Genomic DNA, 18,598 nt, shown 5'->3' with positions numbered 1-18,598 from the left:
TCACCCGGACCGAGCACTCGGCCAGACTCAGGTCGCGGACCTGCGCCTGACCCGGAGAGCGGTCCTCTCCGCACACATCCCGCTCCGCCGGTCACCTCGTCGTGCCCGGACGCATACCCCACAGAGAGGAGACGACATGAGCGACACCGCCACCGCGGTCCGTCCCGCCGATGAGCGGCGCACCGGCTCTCGCCCGCCCGTCTCACGGGAGAAGGCACGCGCGCGACGCGATGCGCGCAGCGCCTGGACGCTGCTCGCCCCCTCCCTGATCATCCTCGGCGTGATGGTCGCCTACCCGGCCGTGCTCATGGTCATCCAGTCGTTCACCGACTACACCGTGCGCAACAAGGTGCAGGGCACGATGCCGAACTTCGTCGGCTTCGAGAACTACCTCGACCTGTTCACGCAGTCGGACTTCCCCGTCGTGCTCATCCGCAGCCTGGCGCTCATGGTCGTCATGACCGTCTTCATCATGGTGTTCGGCGTCCTCATCGCCGTCCTGATGACCCGCCTCAGCCGTGCGTGGCGGATCGTCGTGTCCGTCGGACTCCTGCTCGCCTGGGCCATGCCTCCGTTGACGGCGACGGTCGTGTGGGGGTGGATCTTCGACACCCAGTACGGACTGGTCAACTGGGCGCTGAACACGATCACGGGAACCGACGACTGGACCAACCACCCCTGGCTGCTCAACCCGTTCTCGTTCTTCTTCGTCCTCACGATCATCGTGGTGTGGCAGGGTGTGCCGTTCGTCGCCTTCACGACGTACGCGGGCCTCGGCCAGGTGCCCGCCGAGGTGCTCGAGGCCTCGTCGCTCGACGGCGCGAACGGTTGGAAGCGCTTCTGGAACATCGTGTTCCCGTACCTGCGCAGCGTGCTGACCGTGGTGCTCGTGCTGCAGATCATCTGGAATCTGCGCATCTTCACCCAGGTGTACGCGCTGCAGAGCCGAGGCGGCATCGCTCGCGAGACCAACGTGCTCGGCACCTACCTGTTCCGTCAGGGTCCCGGCGAGGTCGCATTCACCGCCGCGATCGGCGTCGTCATGGTCGTCCTGCTGCTCGTCCTCTCGTGGGGATACGTGCGCACCACCCTCAAGGAGGAGGAACTGTGAGCACCCAGGTCAGCACCGGCACTCAGCTCAGCACCGTCGGCGTCGACGAGGTGCTCGGGGAGGTCGGAAGCGCGAAGACGCCGAGGCGCGGCTCGATCGACGCGCGGCGGCCGTCGCCGAAGCGCGTCGTCACACGGACGTTCCTCAACATCGCGGCTCTCATCGTCTTCGTGATGTCGGTTTTCCCCGTGTACTACATGGTGAACCTCTCGTTCACGCCGAACTCGAAGATCATCAGCCGCAACCCGAGTCTGTTCCCCTTCGACTTCACGTTCAGCAATTACCGCTCGGCGTGGGGCCGCGAGGCCGCCCCTGGGCAGACCGACTTCGCCCACGCCCTGCCGACGACCCTCACGATCACGGCAGGCGTCCTCGTGGTCACCCTGCTGTTCGCTTTCCTCGCGTCGATCGCGCTCGCCCGCTTCACGTTCCGCGGCCGCTGGACGTTCATCGTCGCCGTGCTCGTGGTGCAGATGATCCCCGGCGAGGCGATGATGTTCACGATCTACGGCATGATCGACGACTGGCGCCTGATGAACACGCTGCTGGGCCTGGGGATCGTCTATGTCGCCATGGTCGTGCCCTTCACCATCTGGACTCTGCGCGGCTTCGTCGCGGGCGTTCCGGCCGACCTCGAGGAGGCGGCGATGATCGACGGGTGCACCAAGTCGCAGGCGTTCTGGAAGGTCACCTTCCCGCTGCTCGCCCCGGGGCTGGTCGCCACCGGCATCTTCGCCTTCATCCAGGCGTGGAACGAGTTCACCATGGCCCTCCTGTTCCTGCGGGGCTACAACCTGACGCTGATGCCCTGGCTCAACGCCTTCCAGTCGTCCTCGGTCGGCGGCGCCGTCAACTGGGGCGCAGTGATGGCGGGCTCGACGATGATCGCGATCCCGGTCGTCATCTTCTTCCTCATCGTGCAGGGCCGCATGACCGGCGGTCTCGTGTCGGGGGCGGTCAAGGGCTGATGCGCGCCGTGAACCACACCCTCTCCCGCGGGGAGACGGTGCGATGAAGGTCGGGCTCGACGTCGGCGGAACGAAGACCGACGCGGTCGCGGTCGACGACTCGGGCGCGATCGTGGGTCGCATCCGCCTTGCGACGGGATGGGGACCGGATGCCGTCACCGGCACCGTCCTCGACGCCGTGAGCACCCTGGGGCGCGAGGCGGGCGTGGATGTCTCCGCGATCCGCTCCGTCGGCATCGGCATCCCGGGTCAGATCGAGCCGGGCACCGGACGCGTCGTGCACGCCGTGAACCTCGGCGTCGAGGAGCTCGACCTCGTCGCAGCCACCCAGTCCCGCCTGGGTGTGCCGGTCGGCGTCGAGAACGACGTCAAGGCCGCCGCACTCGGGGCCTTCGCACTGCACGGCGGCTCGGGGTCGATGGGCTACCTCAACCTCGGCACCGGCATCGCGGCGGGCATCGTCAGCGAGGGCGTGCTGTGGCGCGGCGCGCGCGGCACGGCAGGCGAGGTCGGCCACATCTCGGTCGACCCGAACGGGCCGCTCTGCCGCTGCGGTCAGCGCGGCTGCATCGAAGCGCTCGCCGGCGGCGGCGCGATCGCCGAGCGCTGGGGGCACGCCGCGGCACTGCCCGTGCGCGATGTGTTCGACGCCGCCGACGCCGGAGATGCTCGGGCGCGCGAGCTTCGTGCCGGACTGGCGCGGGGCGTGGCGGCGGCCGTGCGGGTGCTCGTGCTCACCGCCGATGTCGACGCCGTCGTCCTCGGCGGCGGGGTCACGGCTCTCGGCCCGCGGCTGATGGCGGATGTCGCGGCCGAGCTCGCAGCCAGTGCCGAGGCATCCCCATTCATGCGCTCGCTGCGCCTCCAGGAGCGCGTCGAGCTGCTTCCTGCCGGCTCGCCCGCCGCCGCACTCGGCGCTGCGCTCGTCGGTGCCACCCGCGACCCGGAGGGAGCTCTCACGCGTGGCTGAGATCATCATCGTCCGAGACCCGGCTGAGGCCGGCGCGATCGCCGCCGACGAGATCGTGCGCCTCATCCGTGCGAACCCGCGCACGGTGCTGGGGCTCGCCACGGGGTCCACGCCGCTCCCCGTGTACGAGGCGCTGCGCCCGCGTGTCGCCGGACTCGACGTCTCGCGGGTGCGCGGCTTCGCCCTCGACGAGTACGTCGGTCTCGATCCCGCCCACCCCGAGAGCTACCGCTCGGTGATCTCGCGCGAAGTCGTCGAGCCGCTCGGCCTCGACCCGGCTCTCGTGCGCGTGCCGGACGGGTCGCTCGACGGCATCGAGCACGCCGGCGACGACTACGAGCGTGCGATCACCGAGGCGGGCGGGGTGGACCTTCAGATCCTCGGCATCGGCACCGACGGCCACATCGGCTTCAACGAGCCGGGCTCGTCGTTCGCGTCGCTCACGCGGGTGAAGACGCTCACCGAACAGACGCGCGAAGACAACGCGCGGTTCTTCGACAGCGTCGACGACGTCCCCCGGCACTGCATCACCCAGGGACTCGGCACGATCATGCGCGCGCGTCACCTCGTGCTGCTCGCGTTCGGCGAGGGCAAGGCTGAGGCCGTCGCCGGTGCGGTCGAAGGCGCGGTGACGGCATCCCTCCCCGGATCCGCGATCCAGCTGCACCCGCACGCCACGGTCCTCGTCGACGAGGCCGCGGCTTCGCGTCTCGCACACGCCGATTACTACCGCTACGCGTACGCCAACAAGCCCGCGTGGCAGGGTCTCTGACCGGCCGCAGCGATCGCCGGGCACCGGCCGGGCTCAGTCGGCGAAGACCTTGCCCGGGTTCAGGATGCCGAGCGGGTCGAACTGCCGTGTGATCCGTCGCTGCAGATCCCACTGGTCCTCGCCGAGCTCGTCGACGAGCCAGCGTCGCTTGAGCACCCCGACGCCGTGCTCGCCGGTCAGCGTGCCGCCCAGGCGCAGCGCCGCGCGGAAAAGGTCGTCGGCGGCTGCCCAGATGTGCGCGGGTGCCTCGACGACGCCGAACTCGTCGGGCTCGGCGTCGAAGATGAAATTCGGGTGCAGGTTGCCGTCGCCGGCGTGCGCGACCGTCGGGATGACGACGCCGTGCTCGCGCTCCACGCGGGCGATCTCGTCGAACATCGCGGGCAGCGCGCTGCGGGGCACGGAGACGTCTTCGATCAGGGCGGTGCCCAGCGTCTCCATCGCGGGGTGCATCGACCGGCGGATCGCCAGCAGGCGCTCGCCCTCCTCGCGGTCGTGCGAGACGGCCACGGCCCCGCCGGCAGCCATGAGGACGTCGGCGATGCGCTCCGCCTCGAGGCCTGCGGCAGGGCCATCGGTCTGGATCGTCAGCTGCGCCGCACCGGGGGTCGGCGGCTCGAGAGACAGCAGCCGGTGGACGGCCGCAAGGGAGGCGGCATCCATCAGCTCCATGATCGCCGGCTGCACACCGGCGGCGGTCACGGCGGCGGATGCCTCGGCCGCGGCGCGCACGCCCGGGAAGGTCGCGGCGATCGTGCGCACCTCGCCGGGCACGAGCCGGCGCAGCTTGAGCGTCGCGCCCACGACGACACCCAGCGTGCCCTCCGAGCCGATGACGAGCGATGTCAGGTCGAGACCGGTGACGCCCTTGACCGTGCGGTGGCCGAGGTGCAGCAGGCGGCCGTCGGCGAGGACGAGATCGATCCCCAGCACGGCGTCGCGTACGACTCCGTACTTCGCGCACAGCAGGCCGCCGGCGCCCGTCGCGATGTTGCCGCCGACGGTCGAGGTCGCGCGGCTGGCGGGATCGGGAGCCCACCACAGCCCGTGCTCGGCGAGCGCGGTGTTGAGGTCGGCGTTGACGACGCCCGGCTCGACGACCGCGAGCAGGTCGTCAGGACGCACTTCGAGAATGCGGTCCATGCGACGCACCGAGAGGGCGATCTCGCCTTCCCCCGCGTTCGCACCGCCCGCGAGCCCGGTGCCCGCTCCGCGCGTGACGACCGGCGTGCGGGTCGCGCTCGCGATGCGGAGCGTCTGCTGCACGTCGGCGACCGAGGTCGCATGCACGACGGCGAGCGGTGTTCCGGATGCCGCGTGCCCGGATTTGTCGGCGCGCGACTCGGCCAACGATGCGGGGGAGGTGTCGACGCGCTCGCCGAGGGCGGCGCGCAGCTGCGCGACGACGTCGGCCGGCGTGCTCACGCGAACCGGCGCCGACCTGCGATCACGCCGATGATCACGGCGACGACGCCGAAGCCGAGCCCGATCCAGGCCTGATCCATGCTCCACCAGGCGATGGTCGCCGAGGCGTAGACGAGGAGCTCGACGAAGGCGCGGACGAACGGGTGCACCGCGAACACTGCGCGGGGGGAGACGAACAGCGCCCAGACGACGATCGCCAGCACGGGCGCACCGATGCCGGCCACGATGTTCCAGGGGAACGGCCAGGACGCGAAGCCCCAGATCGCAAGGGTGGCGAAGGCGAAGAGCTCGCACAGGAAGGCGAGGACGTCGATCGCCGACAGAGGCGCCCGCGTGCCGGGGGCGGGCTCGGCGGATGACGCGGGGCGGGCGGAGTCGGACATGACTTCCAGTTTAGGCGCCGCTGCCCACCCGTTCCGGCGCGCGGAGTTCGTCAGAACAGGTCGCTCAGCCGGGTGCCGACCGGCGTGCCGACGCGAGCGCCGTCGACATAGCGGAGCTCGAGGCGCGCGTCGGCGGCGAGCTCGGCCGCGGTCGGCACGATGGTGAGCACAGCGGTTCCGCCGTCGAGCAGCGCGGTCGCCCGGACGGAGCCGCGGATCCGCGCCTGCACCGTGGCGCCCGCAGGGCCACCGACCGTCACGTCGATCGACGTCGATCCGTCCGAGGTCGTAGCCGAGCTCGACACGATCGACGGCGACCCGCCGGGCACTCCCGTGCTCTTCGCCACGCCGCTCGCGTTGCCGTTGGTGCCGCCGTTGCCCACGCTGCCGTTCTGGGGCGCGCCGTTGCTCGCACCGCCGTTGTTGGTGCCGCCGTTGTTGGTCCCGCCGTTGTTGGTGCCGCCGTTGTTGGTCCCGCCGTTGTTGGTGCCGCCGTTGTTCACACCGCCGCTGTTGGTCCCACCGTTGCCATTGGTGCCGCCGTTGTTCGTGCCGCCGTTGTTCGTACCGCCGGAGTTCGTGCCGCCGTTGTTGGTGCCACCGTGGTTCACGCCACCGTTGCCGTTGGTGCCGTTGTTGGTGCCACCGTGGTTCACGCCACCGTTGCCGTTGGTGCCGTTGTTGGTGCCGCCGCCGGTCCTGGTGTCGCCGCTGACGCCGGCGGTGTCATCGGGGACGTGCGGGTCGGTGTTCGCGTCGGCCGTGGCGCCACTCCCGCCACCCTCGGCGGGAGTGCTCCCGGCCTGTGGGTCGGCAGCGGCCTCGATCGTCTCCGTGAGGACGAGCGGGATGTCGGAGGGGGCCGGCCCACCCGGCGGGGCGACCGGAACCGTCGCCGCCCGGATCATCTCGAGCGGTGTGAGCGACTGCTCGTTCACCGTCTCCACCGCGGATGCGGGCGCGGCCTCGGCGGGAGCAGGGTCGCTCGCGCCCGGCAGTGTGACCGCCGCGACGGTGCCGGCGACGAGGAGTCCGGCTGCAGCGATGCCGGCCACCCCTGCAGTACCGAGGAACCCGCCGGTGGCGGCGGCGGCCACCGTCGCTGCAGCGCTCGCAGCGCCTGCGGCGCTCGCAGCGCTCGCGGCGCTCGCAGCGCCAGCACCGCCCGCCGCCGCCGCACCTGCCGCGCCGGCTGCCGCCGCCGAGCCCGCGCCGGCGATGACGGCGCCCTGCATCACCGATGACGGCATCGCGGCGACGGTGGCGATCGGCACACCACCCTGCAGCGTCGCGAGATAGCCGGCGGTTCCGGCGACGCCGACCGTGAGGGGGATGAGCACGAGGGCCAGACGGCTCGAGACCTCTCTGGCCTCGCTCGCGACGATCGCGCAGCGTGCGCAGCTCGCGAGGTGCTCCTCGACGCGGGCGCGGTCGCGGCGTCCGACATTGTTGCGGGAGTACGCACCGAGCCGCTCGATCGACCACGCGCAGTCCGAGCCGTCGGCGACCGAGCGCAGATGCGCCTGGATCCATGCCTCCCGCAGGCCTTCGCGGGCGCGAAAGGTCAGCTGCGCGGCGGCGGTGGGCTTCAGGCCGAGCAGCGGCGCGATCTCGGCCGGCTTCATGCCCTCGATCTCGGAGTACCAGAGCACCTCCTGCCATCGCGTCGGGAGACTGTGGAAGGCCTGGTGCGTGAGGCCGCGGTCCAGCGAGGCCGCGGTCGCTTCGTCGGTCGTCGTCGGGTCTTCGAGCGTCTCGAGCTCGTCGATGGCGGTCTCGCGCCGGGTGCGGCCCCAGCCTGCGGCGGTGTTGCGGATGCTGGTGAAGAGGTACGCGCGGAAGGATCCCGTCGGGCCGCCACCGCGACGGATCGACTGGTAGATCCTCGTGTACGCCTCCTGCACGACGTCGTCGGGATCCGTCGTGGGCGAGACGCTGCGGGCGACCGCGATGCCGGAACGGTAGTGGCGGCGCCAGAGTTCGCCGTATGCGGCGGCGTCGCCCGACCGGCTGCGCAGCACGAGGTCCGCGTCACCGATGAGCGTCGGCTCGCCGATCGTGGAGTCGTCGTGATCGATCACGGTCCCCCCGATCGGCTGCGCGGCTCCGACCGCTGCCCGGCGGCGGTCCAGCCGAAGCGGGCCGATGGCAGGCGGTCCGGCCCCACCATTCTGACCGTGAGCGGCTGGTTTGACCAGATCGATCCTCTATTCGTGCGCTCGGCGGACGCCACGTGCGGGTCCCATCCGAGGAATTTCCCCGAACCCGCGTAATAGATCGCCCACCAGCCCGTCTCATCTACAAGACATCGCTGCTCGCCGATCGTGGGGATCACGGTGAGCATCGGCGAAGGACGGATCCCGTCCGTGTCGCCGGAGGCGGGGTTCGGTGGGAACTCGGGGGAGGGACCACCGTCCCCGCCCTACCCGGACCTGTGCGGCCATCGCCCGAATGGCGACCGGTCACACCAGGCAGCTTCGTCCGTCGCGCGACGCCCCGGGTTGCGCGGCGGGCGGATCCCCTCAGGCGGCGGCGCCCGCCACCCACACGCGCTGCACGCGCAGTTCGCCGTCGAGCAGCACGGCGTCGGCGACGCCGCCCACGGCGAGCATGCCGAGATCAGCGCGCCCGACGGCCCGCGCGGGTGTCGCCGTCAGCGCGCGCACCGCCACCGGCAGGGCGACGCCCGCAGCGACCACACGGCGCAGCGCATCGTCCTGCGTGAGGGTCGACCCGGCGATCGCTCCGCCGGCTGCCAGCCGGGCCACACCGCGATCCACGACGACCTCGAGGCCCCCCAGTGCGTACCGCCCGTCACCGGATCCGGCCGCGGCCATCGCGTCGGTGACGAGCGCGATGCGATCGCCGGCCGCCGCGAACACGACCGCGATCAGATCGAGGTCGACGTGCGTGCCGTCGGCGATGAGCTCGAGGACCACGCGCCCGTCGCGCAACGCGGCGACAACCGGCCCCGGTGCCCGATGGTGGATCGCCCGCATCGCGTTGAACGCGTGGGTCAGGATCATCGCACCGGCGTCGAAGGCGCGCTGCGCCGCGCCCGCATCGGCGTCGGTGTGCCCGACGGCGACAGCGACGCCCGCGTCGACGAGCCGGGCGATCGCGGCGTCGGCGCCCGGCAGCTCCGGAGCCAGGGTGATCTGGCGGATCGTGCCGCGGCCGGCCTCGAGCAGGCGATCGACGGATGCTGCGTCCGGTGCCCGCAGCAGGCCTTCCGCGTGCGCCCCCTTGTGGCCCGGATCGAGGAACGGCCCCTCCAGGTGAGAGCCGAGGACCGTGGGGTCGGCCGAAGCGAGATCGGCGACCATCGCGGCGCGTGCGGCGAGGTCGTCGATCGATGCGGTGACGAGCGAGATGACGGCCCGCGTCGTGCCGTGCGCCAGATGCAGGGCCCGCGCGGCCCGGATGGCATCGGGGCCGTCGTCGTAGCTCACGCCGGCTCCGCCGTGGCCGTGGATGTCGACGAACCCGGGGACGAGGAATCCGCCACCGCCGTCGAAGAGATCGTCGGCCGCCGGTCGTTCGCGGCCGACGCCGGTCGCCCGCACGCGGCCTCCGTCGAACAGCACCCACGCGTCGTCCGTGATGCGCCCGCCGTCGACGAGCCGCACGGAATGGACGAGTGTGCTCACTCCGTCGCCCAGTCGATCTCGCCGCTGGGGTGGAACCCGATGCCGAGGTTTGTCCACAGCGGACCCAGCGCGCCGACGCGAGCACGGAAAGACTCCCACGTGCGCAGGTCGCTCGCACCTGTCGCGGGCGACCAGGCGGCCTCGGCTGCGGCGGCGACGCGCGGGAACGCCATCGTCTCGACGTCGTCGAGCGTGCGGATCGTCTCGCTCCACATCGGCGCCTCGACGCCGAGGATGTCGCTGTCGTCGATGCCGGCGATCGTCGTGGACGGCTCCCACTCGTACGCGCGCTGCACGCTCGTCGGCCCGTTCGCCCAGGTGAGGCCCAGCTTCGGACCCGTGGGGTACTGCATGTCGAGGTAGATCGCGTCGGCGGGGGAGAGGATCAGCTGACCGCCGGTGCGGACGAAGCCGCGCGCCTTCTCGTCCATCCCGTCGGTGGGCTTCATGAATCCCCAGTACTGGCCCACCGTCGCCTCGGCGAGGTCGGCAGCGTCACCGGCCTCGTGCCAGGCGACCGGCGTCTTGCCCAGGTCGGCGATGATCGCGCTCACCCTGGCCACGAACAGCGCGAAGTCCTCATCGGGGGTGCCGAGCGCCTCGTCGCCGCCCAGGTGGAGATACGGCCCGGGCGTCAGGCCCGCAAGCTCGCCGAAGACGTCGGCGGCGAAGTCGTAGGTCGCCTCGTCGTGGATCTTGAGCGACGAGAAGCCGACCGCGATGCCTCGGTACGGCCGGCCGGCCTCGGGCAGCTCGGAGCCGTCTTCCCGCATGTGGTCGGCGATCACCGGTTCTTCGACGAGCTCGGGATACGCGAGTCCGACCGCGTGGGTGTGCCCCGGCATGTCGATCTCGGGGACGACGATCATGTGACGGGATGCTGCGTACGCGACGATCTCGCGGTAGTCGTCGTGGGTGTAGAAGCCGCCCGGATCGCCGCCGACCGCCGTGTTCGACGCCAGCTCTGTGAGCTTCGGGCGCGAGTGCAGCTGGATGCGCCACCCCTGGTCGTCGCTGAGGTGCAGGTGCAGCGCGTTGAGCTTCAACCCGGCCGCATGGTCGATGTACGCCTTGACGGTGTCGACCGGGTGGAAGTGGCGGGCGACGTCGAGCATGACTCCGCGGTAGGCGAAGCGGGGTGCGTCGTCGATGGCGACAGCCGGCACGATCCAGTCGTCGCCGTCGCGCGAGATGAGCTGCCCCAGGGTCTGCACACCATAGAAGAGTCCGGCGGGGTCGGCGCCGGTGACGGTGACGGATGCCTCGTCCGCGACGAGCCGGTAGGACTCGGCTGCGCCGCTCCGTTCGAGCGCCAGGGTGACCGTCGGTCCGTCGCGGTTGTCGTCGCCCTGGTCGTTGCCGACGCCGGCGAGGGTCAGGCCGGTGCGGGCCTCGACCAGAGCGGAGAGGGCGGCCGCGGCATCCGCTTCGCCTGCGATCCGCACGGAATCGGTGAGCCGGAACGGCGCGCCGGCTGTCGGGTCGAGCGAGGCGGGGGCGGGGACGACGGCGGGAAGCGGCACAATGTCTCCATTCTGGGCGGCGGGCGCGCAGCCCGCCAGGATCGCCGCGATGACAGCGGCGACCGCTGCTGTCCGTCCTCGACGACGATTCATGTAAAGAGTCCTAACAAAAGGGTGAGGCCAGCCTACCGTTCCGGCGTCTCGCGTCCAATACGCGTCTCTCCCCGCCGAACGGATGCCGCGCGTCATCGACGGTCTCCGGGAGAGTGCACGAGCGAGGCATCCGTTATGCTCGGTGTGTCGCGACTGGCGTTGAGGTGGACCACCACCGGGGAGCGACCGACTACGGCATTCGACCGCGCGCCTGGGCCGATGTGAGTTTCGATATGCGCGCGCTTCGCGGGCTACTCAACCGCTGTTCACTGCCGCAGTCAGGAGATCTTCATGACCGATCAGTACTTCAACGCCCCGCTCGCCGAGGTCGACCCCGAGATCGCACAGGTGCTCGAGCGCGAGCTCGATCGCCAGCGCGGGTACCTCGAGATGATCGCCTCCGAGAACTTCGTGCCCGTGTCGGTCCTGCAGTCGCAGGGCTCGGTGCTCACGAACAAGTACGCCGAGGGCTACCCCGGCCGCCGCTACTACGGCGGCTGCGAAGAGGTCGACGTCGCCGAGGAGCTGGCAATCGCGCGTGCGAAGGAGCTGTTCGGCGCCGAGTTCGCCAACGTCCAGCCGCACTCTGGTGCGACCGCGAACGCAGCCGTGCTCCACGCCATCGCGCGCCCGGGCGACACCCTGCTCGGCCTCTCGCTCGATCAGGGCGGCCACCTGACCCACGGCATGAAGATCAACTTCTCGGGGCGCCTCTACGACATCGTCGCGTACGGCGTCGACCCCGAGACCTCAACCATCGACATGGACGAGGTGCGTCGCCTCGCCGTCGAGCACAAGCCCAAGGTCATCATCGCGGGCTGGTCGGCGTACCCCCGTCAGCTCGACTTCGCCGCGTTCCGCGCGATCGCCGACGAGGTCGGCGCACTGCTGTGGGTCGATATGGCGCACTTCGCCGGTCTCGTCGCCGCGGGCCTGCACCCGAACCCGGTGCCGCACGCCCACGTCGTCTCGTCGACCGTGCACAAGACCATCGGCGGCCCGCGCTCGGGCTTCATCCTCACCAACGACGCCGACATCGCGAAGAAGATCAACTCGGCCGTCTTCCCGGGCCAGCAGGGCGGCCCGCTGATGCATGTCATCGCCGCCAAGGCGACGGCGTTCAAGCTCGCCGGCACCCCCGAGTTCACGGAGCGCCAGGAGCGGGTGCTGCGCGGCGCGCACATCATCGCCGAGCGCCTCTCGCAGCAGGACGTGGCGGGCGCCGGCATCACGGTGCGCTCGGGCGGAACCGACGTGCACCTCGTGCTCGTCGACCTGCGCAACGCCGAGATCGACGGCAAGCAGGCCGAGGACCTCCTCCACGAGATCCACATCACCGTCAACCGCAACGCGGTGCCGAACGACCCGCGTCCGCCCATGGTGACGTCGGGCCTGCGCATCGGGACGCCGGCGCTCGCGACCCGTGGCTTCGGCGACGCGGAGTTCACCGAGGTCGCCGACGTCATCGCCCTGGCGCTGCTGCCCGGTGCCGACGTCGAAGCGCTGCGCGCGCGCGTCGCCGCGCTGACCGCGGCCTTCCCGCTGTACCCCGGACTGCAGCAGTAGCCCCCGTGTTCCGGCGTCTCGCGCCGAGACGTCGCGATCACGACGAAACCGCGAGCGAGAGACGACGTCTGGTCGCCGATGCGATGTCTCGGCGGAGGAAGGACTGAGCATGACTGCCACCAAGCTCGACGGCAAGGCCGCTGCGGCCGAGATCAAGGCGGAGCTGGCCGAGCGGGTCGCCGCGCTCACGGCGCGGGGCATCACGCCCGGCATCGCGACGGTGCTCGTGGGCGCCGACCCGGCCTCGCAGCTGTACGTGGGGATGAAGCACCGCGAGTCCGAGTCGATCGGCATGAACTCGATCCAGCGCGAGCTACCCGCCGATGCGACGCAGGCCGAGGTCGAGGCGCTGATCGACGCGCTCAACGCCGATCCCGAGTGCCACGGCTACATCGTGCAGCTGCCGCTGCCGAAGCACCTCGACACCGACGCGATCCTCGAGCGCATCGACCCTGCGAAGGACGCCGACGGCCTGCATCCGACCAACCTCGGCCGGCTGGTGCTCAACGTGAACACCCCCATCACGTCGCCGCTGCCCTGCACTCCGCGCGGCGTGATCGAGCTGCTCCTGCGCAACGGGTACGACCTGAACGGCAAGGACGTGGTCGTCGTCGGCCGCGGCGTCACGATCGGCCGGTCGATCGGCCTGCTGCTCACGCGCCGTGAGTACAACGCCACCGTGACGCTCACGCACACGGGCACGGCCGACCTGTCGCACCATCTGCGCCAGGCCGACGTGATCGTCGCGGCGGCGGGCGTCAAGCACATCGTGCGCGCCGAAGACGTCAAGCCGGGCGCCGCCGTGCTCGATGTCGGCGTGACCCGCGAGATCGACCCCGAGACGGGCAAGTCGAAGGTGTACGGAGATGTCGCACCCGATGTCGCCGAAGTCGCCGGCTTCCTGTCGCCGAACCCCGGCGGCGTGGGCCCGATGACCGTCGCGCTGCTGATGACGAACGTGGTCGAGGCCGCGGAGCGGCTCGCGAACTGAACGGCTCTCCGCGCCGCAGGGTTTACGCCGCACCGCGATCGGTGGCAGGTTGAGGGGATGAGCATCGCGGAGCGGTCGTGCTGATCTACTCGATGGGCATCTCGGCGGACGGATTCATCACCGACCGCGACGGCGGCATCGACTGGGGCGGTCCCGATGAGGAGCAGTTCGCCTTCCACATCGAGGAGGTCCGCGGCCTCGGCGGGTGCCTGTTCGGGCGACGACTGTACGAGACGATGCTCGTCTGGGAGACGGATCCGTCGATCCGCGACAGCGCGGCCACCGCAGAGTTCGCCGACCTGTGGTCCGCCATCCCCAAGGTGGTCTTCAGCCGGACGCTCGACCGGGTCGAAGGCAATGCGAGGCTCGCCGAGGGTTCGCTCGCCGAGGAGGCGGCGCGGATGGCCGGCGCGACGGACAAGGACGTCGAGATCGGCGGTGCGGTCCTCGCGTCGTCCGCAATCGAACAGGGGCTGATCGACGAGTTCCGGATGTTCCGCTACCCCGTGATCCTGGGCGGGGGAACGCCGTTCCTGCCGCCCGTGCAGCACCCGGTCGCGCTCGCGCTGCTCGAAACCCGCACCTTCGGCGGGCGCGTCGTGTTCGAGCGGTACCGCCGCATCCAGGTCGCCTGAGACGTGCCCGACCTCGACGACATCCGCCGCACGGCCGCGGGCCTGCCCGGCAGCGAGGAGCGCACGATGACGGGCGGCGTCGCGTGGTTCGTGCGCCGCAAGCTCTTCGCCTGGGAGTGCCACCCGTGGCCGAGCATCCCCGAGGACATGCGCGCGATCATCGCGGCCGAGCTGGTCGTGGGCGTGAAGGTCGCCGATCGGGTCGACGCGCTCGCCCTCGTCGAGATGGAGCCCGACGTCTTCCTGCGCACGACGACGGCGTGGAACGAGCCCAAGGTCGCGTTCCGCATGGCGGGTGTCGACCCCGTACATCTGGACGAGCTCATCACCGAGGCGTGGCGCACTCAGGCTCCGAAGTACCTGCGGCGCGAGTTCGACGAGCGTTCGCCCACCGGTCGTCCCGGCTGACGCCGCCCGGACCGGCTCGTGGCAGCGCCGACGCTGCCGCCGCGCTCCGGCGGCTTCCGCCGCTCGGCGACGCCTCCGCCGCTCCGCCCGGCCCGGGCTGCTGGCCTCGCGCGACCTCGGCGCGCACATCCGGGCGCTTCAGGCCGGGCTCGAGCAGCTCGTCGATCGATGAGGACGGATGCCGCGGCATCCGCTCAACTCGTCGTCGGTCGCGGCGGCGAATCAGGGCGCGCCGACGCCGTGTGGTCTTCGACGTCGGGCTCTGCGCGCGCGACGTCGGCGATCTCCTCCTCGGGGCGTGGGGCGATCGTCTCGTCGTACTCCAGCTCAGGAATGCTGACCTCCTCCGGGCCCGGCACATGGTCGGGTGAGGGGTGCTGACGCTGAGACACGGTGATCCCTTCGCCTAGGCGGTCTCGGTGTCCTCAGCATGCGCTCGACTGGAGGTCGGTTCAACCCGCTTGACACGGACCGCGGCGACCGCGGCTGGGCCGGTCGGGCTGCCCGGCCACCGTGCAGCCGACTCCGGCGGCGATCCACGACCCCCGCGCGCGCGTCGTCGCGCTGGCCTAGGCTCGGATCGACGACGTCTCGGAGGGATACCGACGTGACCGGCAGCATCACCATCCTCACCGGCCCAGCGGGTGCGGGAAAGACGACCGTGGCACGAACCGTGGCCGCGATGCGGCCGCGGGCGGTGCACCTTCACACCGACGACTTCTGGGGCTTCATCGTCTCGGGCGGCGTCCTGCCGTACCTGCCGGATGCGGATCGGCAGAACCACACCGTGCTCGACGCCATCGCGGCTGCCGCCGTCGCCTATGCGAACGGCGGCTACGAGGTCGTCGCCGACGGCGTCGTCGGCCCCTGGATGCTCGAGCACTACACGCGGGCGGCTGCGGCTCATCCCGGCATCGAGCTGCGCTACGTCGTCCTGCGGCCCGACCTCGAGGTCACGCTGCATCGCGCGCTGGCGCGCACGGCGCCCGACGCCCTGACCGACGGCGACGTGGTCGCCGACCTCTGGCACAAGTTCTCGCAGCTGGGTGAGCTCGAGGCGCACGCGATCGACACGTCGTCGCTCGATCTCGGTGAGACCGTGCAGGCGGTCGAGGCGGCGATGGCGTCCCCCGACTTCCTGGTCTGAGCCTTCCTGCTCCGAACCGCCGCCGCTCACCCCGTCGCGCGCGCTCGTGCCTCGGCGGCGGCGAGTGCGGCCGTCGCACCGCGGGTCGGCGCGATCGCGACCAGCCCGCGGTAGAGGGTCACGAGCGCGTCGACGTCGAGCTCGCCGGTGCGCGCACGATCGCAATGGACCGCCTGGATCGCCGCCTCGAGCTGGAACCGCCCCAGCGGGCGCCCGAGCGCCGATGCCCGTCGCAGCAGGGCCGCTCCCTCGGCGATCATCGCCCGGTCCCACTCGGCCGGATCCTGCTCATCCAGCGGCGGCCACGGCACGGTCGCCCGCGCAGCGGCCCGTGACTGCGCGTAGGTGAGGAGCGCGGCGAGACCCCACGCCTCGGGCTCGTCGTCGAGCAGGCTGGCGGTGAGGACGGCGAGCCACCGCGCCTCGTCGGCGAGCGACTTCCTCGGCTCGGCGCCCTGATCGAGCCAGTCGAGGGCGTAGGCGCCGTAGATCGCCTCGAGCACGGCGGGCAGGCGCGCCGGCATGTCGGCGCGCACGGGCACGGCGAACGGGATGCCGGCGTCGCGGATGCGGCGCTTGGCCCGCACCAGACGCTGCGCCATCGTCGCCGGCGGCACGCCGAAGGCGCGTGCCACCTCGGCAGCCTCGACACCGAGCACCGTCTGCAGCATGAGCGGCGAGCGCACGGCGGGGTCGATCGCAGGATGCGCACACGCGAAGAGCAGTTCGAGCCGCTTGTCGGGGATCTGGTCTCGTCGCTCCACGGCGACGGTCGCGTCGAGAGCGCGCTCGTCCGCGAGCGTCGCCGCCACGACGTCGTCGAGCGGCACGCCGGTGCGGCGGGCGGCCGAGCCGAGGGCGTCGCGCAGGCGGTTGCGGGCCACGGTGAGCAGCCATCCTTGCGGATTGGCGGGGATGCCGGCATCCGGCCACGTCGTCAGGGCGCGCTCGAACGCATCGGCGAGGGCGTCCTCGGCGAGGGCGACGTCTCTCGTACCCGCGGCGACCAGCGCCAGGAGGTGACCGTACGACGTGCGGGCCGCGCGCTCGGCGACGGACCGCACGTCGGAGCCGGGCATCAGTCCGCGAAGGGCGTCCAGGCGCCGTCGACGAATCGCGTCGCCGTGGGGCGGATCTCGACGGTGCCCCACCCGATCGACGGGGCTTTGGCGGCCCAGCCGATCGCGGCGTCGAGGTCGTCGACCTCGATCACGAACGTGCCGCCGAGCTGCTCCTCGGTGTCGGCGAACGGACCGTCCTGCACGCGCAGGGTGCCGTCCGGCGCGGTGACCGACGTGGTCACCGCCGACGGCTGCAGCACCTCGGCGGAGCGCAGCACCCCGGCCGCGTCGATCGCCTTGGCGTACTCGTCGAACTCCCGCATGCCGTCGGCCCAGGCCTCCGGGCCCATGTCGTCCGCGGTCATCTCGGGATAGTGGAGGAGGAGGGTGTAGCGCATGATGTCGTCCTTTCGTCAGTGCTGCGACACCACGATGACGATCGAGGGTGCCGCCGATCGACAGCGCTGCGGATCCGCGTCAGCCCTTGCCCAGCTCGTCGAGCATGCGCCGCTGCTCGTCGGTGAGACCGTCATCGAGCTCGCGGCGTCCGGCAGCCTCTTCGGCGCTCGGGATGCGCGGGGCGTCGGCGGCGGTCACGGTCGTCGCCCGTCCGCCGGAGGCCTTGTCGTAGAGGGCGCCCGCGTGGGCCTCGACCTTGTCGTCGATGGCGTCGTAGATCGCCCAGCCGATGAGGAGGATCACCGGCGGGAGCACGTACCCCCAGAAGGCGCCGAAGAACCCGCCGCCGATCGAGACGCCCGAGAGCCACACGGTCACGATCCAGACGAGGAACGCCACCGCGAACGCGAGGAGGAACTCGACGACCTTCTCACCCGCCCTGGTGCGCTGGTTCGCCGATCTCGCCGCCAGCGAGCGGAACCAGCCGTGGACGGCGGGCTTGATCCAGATGGCGAGCGCGGTCAGCACGATGCCCGCCCACAGCGCCGACCATCCCACGCGCGCGGGCGTCAGGAATCCGATGACGAGCAGCACGACGATGTTGAAGACCAGCAGCGACGCGAACCGGACGATCCACTTCTTCATGGGATCACTGTGCCACGCGGAGATGCTCCAGCGGGAGGCGGCTCACCAGATCGAGACGAGCTGCGTGATGTCGTCATCGGGAAGCGCGTCCACCGTGGCCGTCACCTCGACCTCGACGAGGTCGGCGCGCCCCGACATCACGGTCAGGAACGCCGTGTCTGCGGCATCCCGCCCCGTCGCGATCCGCACCAGGGACGAGCGCGGTGCGAGGGTCGTCGCGTCGATCGCGCGCCAGGCGCCGTCGATCCAGGCCTCGGCGACCGCGTGGAAGTCCATCGGCGTGACGCCGGGGGCGTACACCGCGACGCTGCGCGCGGGGATGCCGAGCCCGCGCAGCAGCGCGACGGACAGGTGCGCGTAGTCGCGGCACACGCCCTGCCGGGCGAGAAGCGTGCGCGTCGCACCGTCGGTGGGCAGCGACGACCCCGAGACGTACTGGAGCCGCGTACCGACCCAGGACGAGACCGACGCGAGCAGCTCGGCCGGGTCGGTGATGCCGTGGAACTCGCCGGACGCGGTGGGGGCGAGGGCGTCGGACTCGGCGTACCGGCTCGGCCGGGCGTAGACGAGGAGGTCGGCCTCGGTGGCGTCCGCGGTCGGAGCGTCGCCGTCGACACGGGCGGTGTACCGGACGGTGAGGCGACCGACCCCCGACGTCAGCCGGTGCAGCCGCGTGCCGTGCGCGTCGGAGACGACGTGCCAGTCCAGCGACTCGCCGTCGAGCGTGGCCGTGAACTCCTCGTGCGCGGGCGCGTACTGGTCGGCCACCGCGATCGCGAACACCAGGTCGGCGGGCTCGGTCACGTCGAGGACGATCCGGCTCGAGACATCCCTCTGCATGTCCTCACCCT

General features: G+C 71.3%; 19 protein-coding genes and 1 riboswitch. Of the genes, 9 read left to right on the top strand and 10 right to left on the bottom strand.

Annotation, left to right across the window (positions count from 1 at the left end; genetic code table 11):
- Positions 1-136 precede the first annotated feature (136 nt).
- The 4 genes from ACFC1W_RS02810 to ACFC1W_RS02795 are packed head-to-tail and all read left to right on the top strand — an operon-like array spanning position 137 to position 3,821.
- On the top strand, positions 137-1,111 hold the full coding sequence (locus tag ACFC1W_RS02810) for a carbohydrate ABC transporter permease (protein WP_375988416.1): 975 nt from the start codon (positions 137-139) through the stop codon (positions 1,109-1,111).
- A complete protein-coding gene (locus ACFC1W_RS02805; protein WP_375988413.1) occupies positions 1,108-2,079 on the top strand; it encodes a carbohydrate ABC transporter permease in 972 nt (323 codons plus the stop codon). The genes ACFC1W_RS02810 and ACFC1W_RS02805 overlap by 4 nt, the downstream gene beginning before the upstream one ends.
- A gap of 43 nt (positions 2,080-2,122) precedes the next feature.
- The gene (locus tag ACFC1W_RS02800; protein ID WP_375988410.1) at positions 2,123-3,049 is read left to right on the top strand and encodes an ROK family protein; all 927 of its coding nucleotides are present in this window, start codon (positions 2,123-2,125) and stop codon (positions 3,047-3,049) included.
- Entirely contained in the window at positions 3,042-3,821 is a 780-nt protein-coding gene (locus ACFC1W_RS02795) for a glucosamine-6-phosphate deaminase (protein WP_375988407.1), read from the top strand. Before ACFC1W_RS02800 ends, ACFC1W_RS02795 begins: the two co-directional genes overlap by 8 nt.
- A gap of 33 nt (positions 3,822-3,854) precedes the next feature.
- Here ACFC1W_RS02795 and ACFC1W_RS02790 read toward each other — a convergent pair whose 3' ends face one another.
- The 5 genes from ACFC1W_RS02790 to ACFC1W_RS02770 all read right to left on the bottom strand — a co-directional run bounded on the left by ACFC1W_RS02790 (position 3,855) and on the right by ACFC1W_RS02770 (position 10,895).
- On the bottom strand, positions 3,855-5,246 hold the full coding sequence (locus ACFC1W_RS02790; protein ID WP_375988404.1) for an FAD-binding oxidoreductase: 1,392 nt from the start codon (positions 5,244-5,246) through the stop codon (positions 3,855-3,857).
- Positions 5,243-5,629, bottom strand: coding sequence for a YrdB family protein (locus tag ACFC1W_RS02785; RefSeq protein ID WP_241112882.1), 387 nt, complete (start codon positions 5,627-5,629; stop codon positions 5,243-5,245). Before ACFC1W_RS02785 ends, ACFC1W_RS02790 begins: the two co-directional genes overlap by 4 nt.
- Positions 5,630-5,679: 50 nt before the next feature.
- Complete coding sequence (locus tag ACFC1W_RS02780) at positions 5,680-7,710, bottom strand: sigma-70 family RNA polymerase sigma factor (RefSeq protein WP_375988400.1); 2,031 nt, start codon at positions 7,708-7,710, stop codon at positions 5,680-5,682.
- 441 nt (positions 7,711-8,151) lie between these two features.
- Positions 8,152-9,279 carry an N-acetylglucosamine-6-phosphate deacetylase gene (gene nagA, locus ACFC1W_RS02775; RefSeq protein ID WP_375988397.1) on the bottom strand — a complete coding sequence of 376 codons (1,128 nt, stop codon included), beginning with the start codon at positions 9,277-9,279 and terminating at the stop codon, positions 8,152-8,154.
- Positions 9,276-10,895, bottom strand: coding sequence for a family 20 glycosylhydrolase (locus tag ACFC1W_RS02770; protein WP_375988394.1), 1,620 nt, complete (start codon positions 10,893-10,895; stop codon positions 9,276-9,278). The genes nagA and ACFC1W_RS02770 overlap by 4 nt, the downstream gene beginning before the upstream one ends.
- Positions 10,896-11,034: 139 nt before the next feature.
- Positions 11,035-11,119, top strand: a riboswitch (ZMP/ZTP riboswitch).
- 67 nt (positions 11,120-11,186) lie between these two features.
- Between ACFC1W_RS02770 and glyA the strand changes: the two genes are divergently transcribed.
- The 4 genes from glyA (at position 11,187) to ACFC1W_RS02750 (ending at position 14,495) form a co-directional block, all read left to right on the top strand.
- Positions 11,187-12,461, top strand: a complete 1,275-nt coding sequence (glyA, locus tag ACFC1W_RS02765) for a serine hydroxymethyltransferase (RefSeq protein ID WP_375988391.1) — start codon at positions 11,187-11,189, stop codon at positions 12,459-12,461.
- Between the two features lie 109 nt (positions 12,462-12,570).
- Entirely contained in the window at positions 12,571-13,452 is an 882-nt protein-coding gene (locus tag ACFC1W_RS02760) for a bifunctional methylenetetrahydrofolate dehydrogenase/methenyltetrahydrofolate cyclohydrolase (RefSeq protein ID WP_375988388.1), read from the top strand.
- A 77-nt stretch (positions 13,453-13,529) separates the two neighbouring features.
- Positions 13,530-14,087 carry a dihydrofolate reductase family protein gene (locus tag ACFC1W_RS02755; protein WP_375988385.1) on the top strand — a complete coding sequence of 186 codons (558 nt, stop codon included), beginning with the start codon at positions 13,530-13,532 and terminating at the stop codon, positions 14,085-14,087.
- Between the two features lie 3 nt (positions 14,088-14,090).
- A complete protein-coding gene (locus ACFC1W_RS02750; protein ID WP_375988382.1) occupies positions 14,091-14,495 on the top strand; it encodes an MmcQ/YjbR family DNA-binding protein in 405 nt (134 codons plus the stop codon).
- A gap of 194 nt (positions 14,496-14,689) precedes the next feature.
- On the opposite strand, the gene ACFC1W_RS02745 is transcribed toward ACFC1W_RS02750, so the two are convergent.
- Positions 14,690-14,887, bottom strand: a complete 198-nt coding sequence (locus tag ACFC1W_RS02745; protein WP_375988379.1) for a hypothetical protein — start codon at positions 14,885-14,887, stop codon at positions 14,690-14,692.
- Positions 14,888-15,102: 215 nt separating this feature from the next.
- Between ACFC1W_RS02745 and ACFC1W_RS02740 the strand changes: the two genes are divergently transcribed.
- Entirely contained in the window at positions 15,103-15,642 is a 540-nt protein-coding gene (locus ACFC1W_RS02740; protein ID WP_375988376.1) for an AAA family ATPase, read from the top strand.
- 26 nt (positions 15,643-15,668) lie between these two features.
- Here the strand turns inward: ACFC1W_RS02740 and ACFC1W_RS02735 are convergent, their stop codons facing one another.
- The 4 genes from ACFC1W_RS02735 to ACFC1W_RS02720 form a co-directional block, all read right to left on the bottom strand.
- Positions 15,669-16,721 carry an RNA polymerase sigma factor gene (locus tag ACFC1W_RS02735; protein WP_375988373.1) on the bottom strand — a complete coding sequence of 351 codons (1,053 nt, stop codon included), beginning with the start codon at positions 16,719-16,721 and terminating at the stop codon, positions 15,669-15,671.
- Positions 16,721-17,101, bottom strand: coding sequence for a YciI family protein (locus ACFC1W_RS02730; protein ID WP_375988370.1), 381 nt, complete (start codon positions 17,099-17,101; stop codon positions 16,721-16,723). The genes ACFC1W_RS02735 and ACFC1W_RS02730 overlap by 1 nt, the downstream gene beginning before the upstream one ends.
- 79 nt (positions 17,102-17,180) lie before the next feature.
- Positions 17,181-17,747 carry a hypothetical protein gene (locus ACFC1W_RS02725; protein WP_375988367.1) on the bottom strand — a complete coding sequence of 189 codons (567 nt, stop codon included), beginning with the start codon at positions 17,745-17,747 and terminating at the stop codon, positions 17,181-17,183.
- 42 nt (positions 17,748-17,789) lie between these two features.
- Entirely contained in the window at positions 17,790-18,587 is a 798-nt protein-coding gene (locus ACFC1W_RS02720) for a transglutaminase family protein (protein ID WP_375988364.1), read from the bottom strand.
- Positions 18,588-18,598: the final 11 nt, after the last annotated feature.

It is taken from the genome of Microbacterium sp. NPDC056003 (assembly GCF_042274785.1).
In the GTDB taxonomy this organism is placed as follows: domain Bacteria; phylum Actinomycetota; class Actinomycetes; order Actinomycetales; family Microbacteriaceae; genus Microbacterium.
Note: the sequence above shows the minus strand (reverse complement) of the source record. Positions and strands in the feature narration are given on the sequence as shown.

What these genes read in the sequence shown, in the direction of transcription:
- ACFC1W_RS02720 (WP_375988364.1), bottom strand. Translation starts at nt 18,587, where the DNA reads ATGCAGAGGGATGTCTCGAGCCGGATCGTCCTCGACGTGACCGAGCCC.
- ACFC1W_RS02810 (WP_375988416.1), top strand. Translation starts at nt 137, where the DNA reads ATGAGCGACACCGCCACCGCGGTCCGTCCCGCCGATGAGCGGCGCACC.
- ACFC1W_RS02785 (WP_241112882.1), bottom strand. Translation starts at nt 5,629, where the DNA reads ATGTCCGACTCCGCCCGCCCCGCGTCATCCGCCGAGCCCGCCCCCGGC.
- glyA (WP_375988391.1), top strand. Translation starts at nt 11,187, where the DNA reads ATGACCGATCAGTACTTCAACGCCCCGCTCGCCGAGGTCGACCCCGAG.
- ACFC1W_RS02735 (WP_375988373.1), bottom strand. Translation starts at nt 16,721, where the DNA reads ATGCCCGGCTCCGACGTGCGGTCCGTCGCCGAGCGCGCGGCCCGCACG.
- ACFC1W_RS02760 (WP_375988388.1), top strand. Translation starts at nt 12,571, where the DNA reads ATGACTGCCACCAAGCTCGACGGCAAGGCCGCTGCGGCCGAGATCAAG.
- ACFC1W_RS02725 (WP_375988367.1), bottom strand. Translation starts at nt 17,747, where the DNA reads ATGAAGAAGTGGATCGTCCGGTTCGCGTCGCTGCTGGTCTTCAACATC.
- ACFC1W_RS02770 (WP_375988394.1), bottom strand. Translation starts at nt 10,895, where the DNA reads ATGAATCGTCGTCGAGGACGGACAGCAGCGGTCGCCGCTGTCATCGCG.
- ACFC1W_RS02730 (WP_375988370.1), bottom strand. Translation starts at nt 17,101, where the DNA reads ATGCGCTACACCCTCCTCCTCCACTATCCCGAGATGACCGCGGACGAC.
- ACFC1W_RS02800 (WP_375988410.1), top strand. Translation starts at nt 2,123, where the DNA reads ATGAAGGTCGGGCTCGACGTCGGCGGAACGAAGACCGACGCGGTCGCG.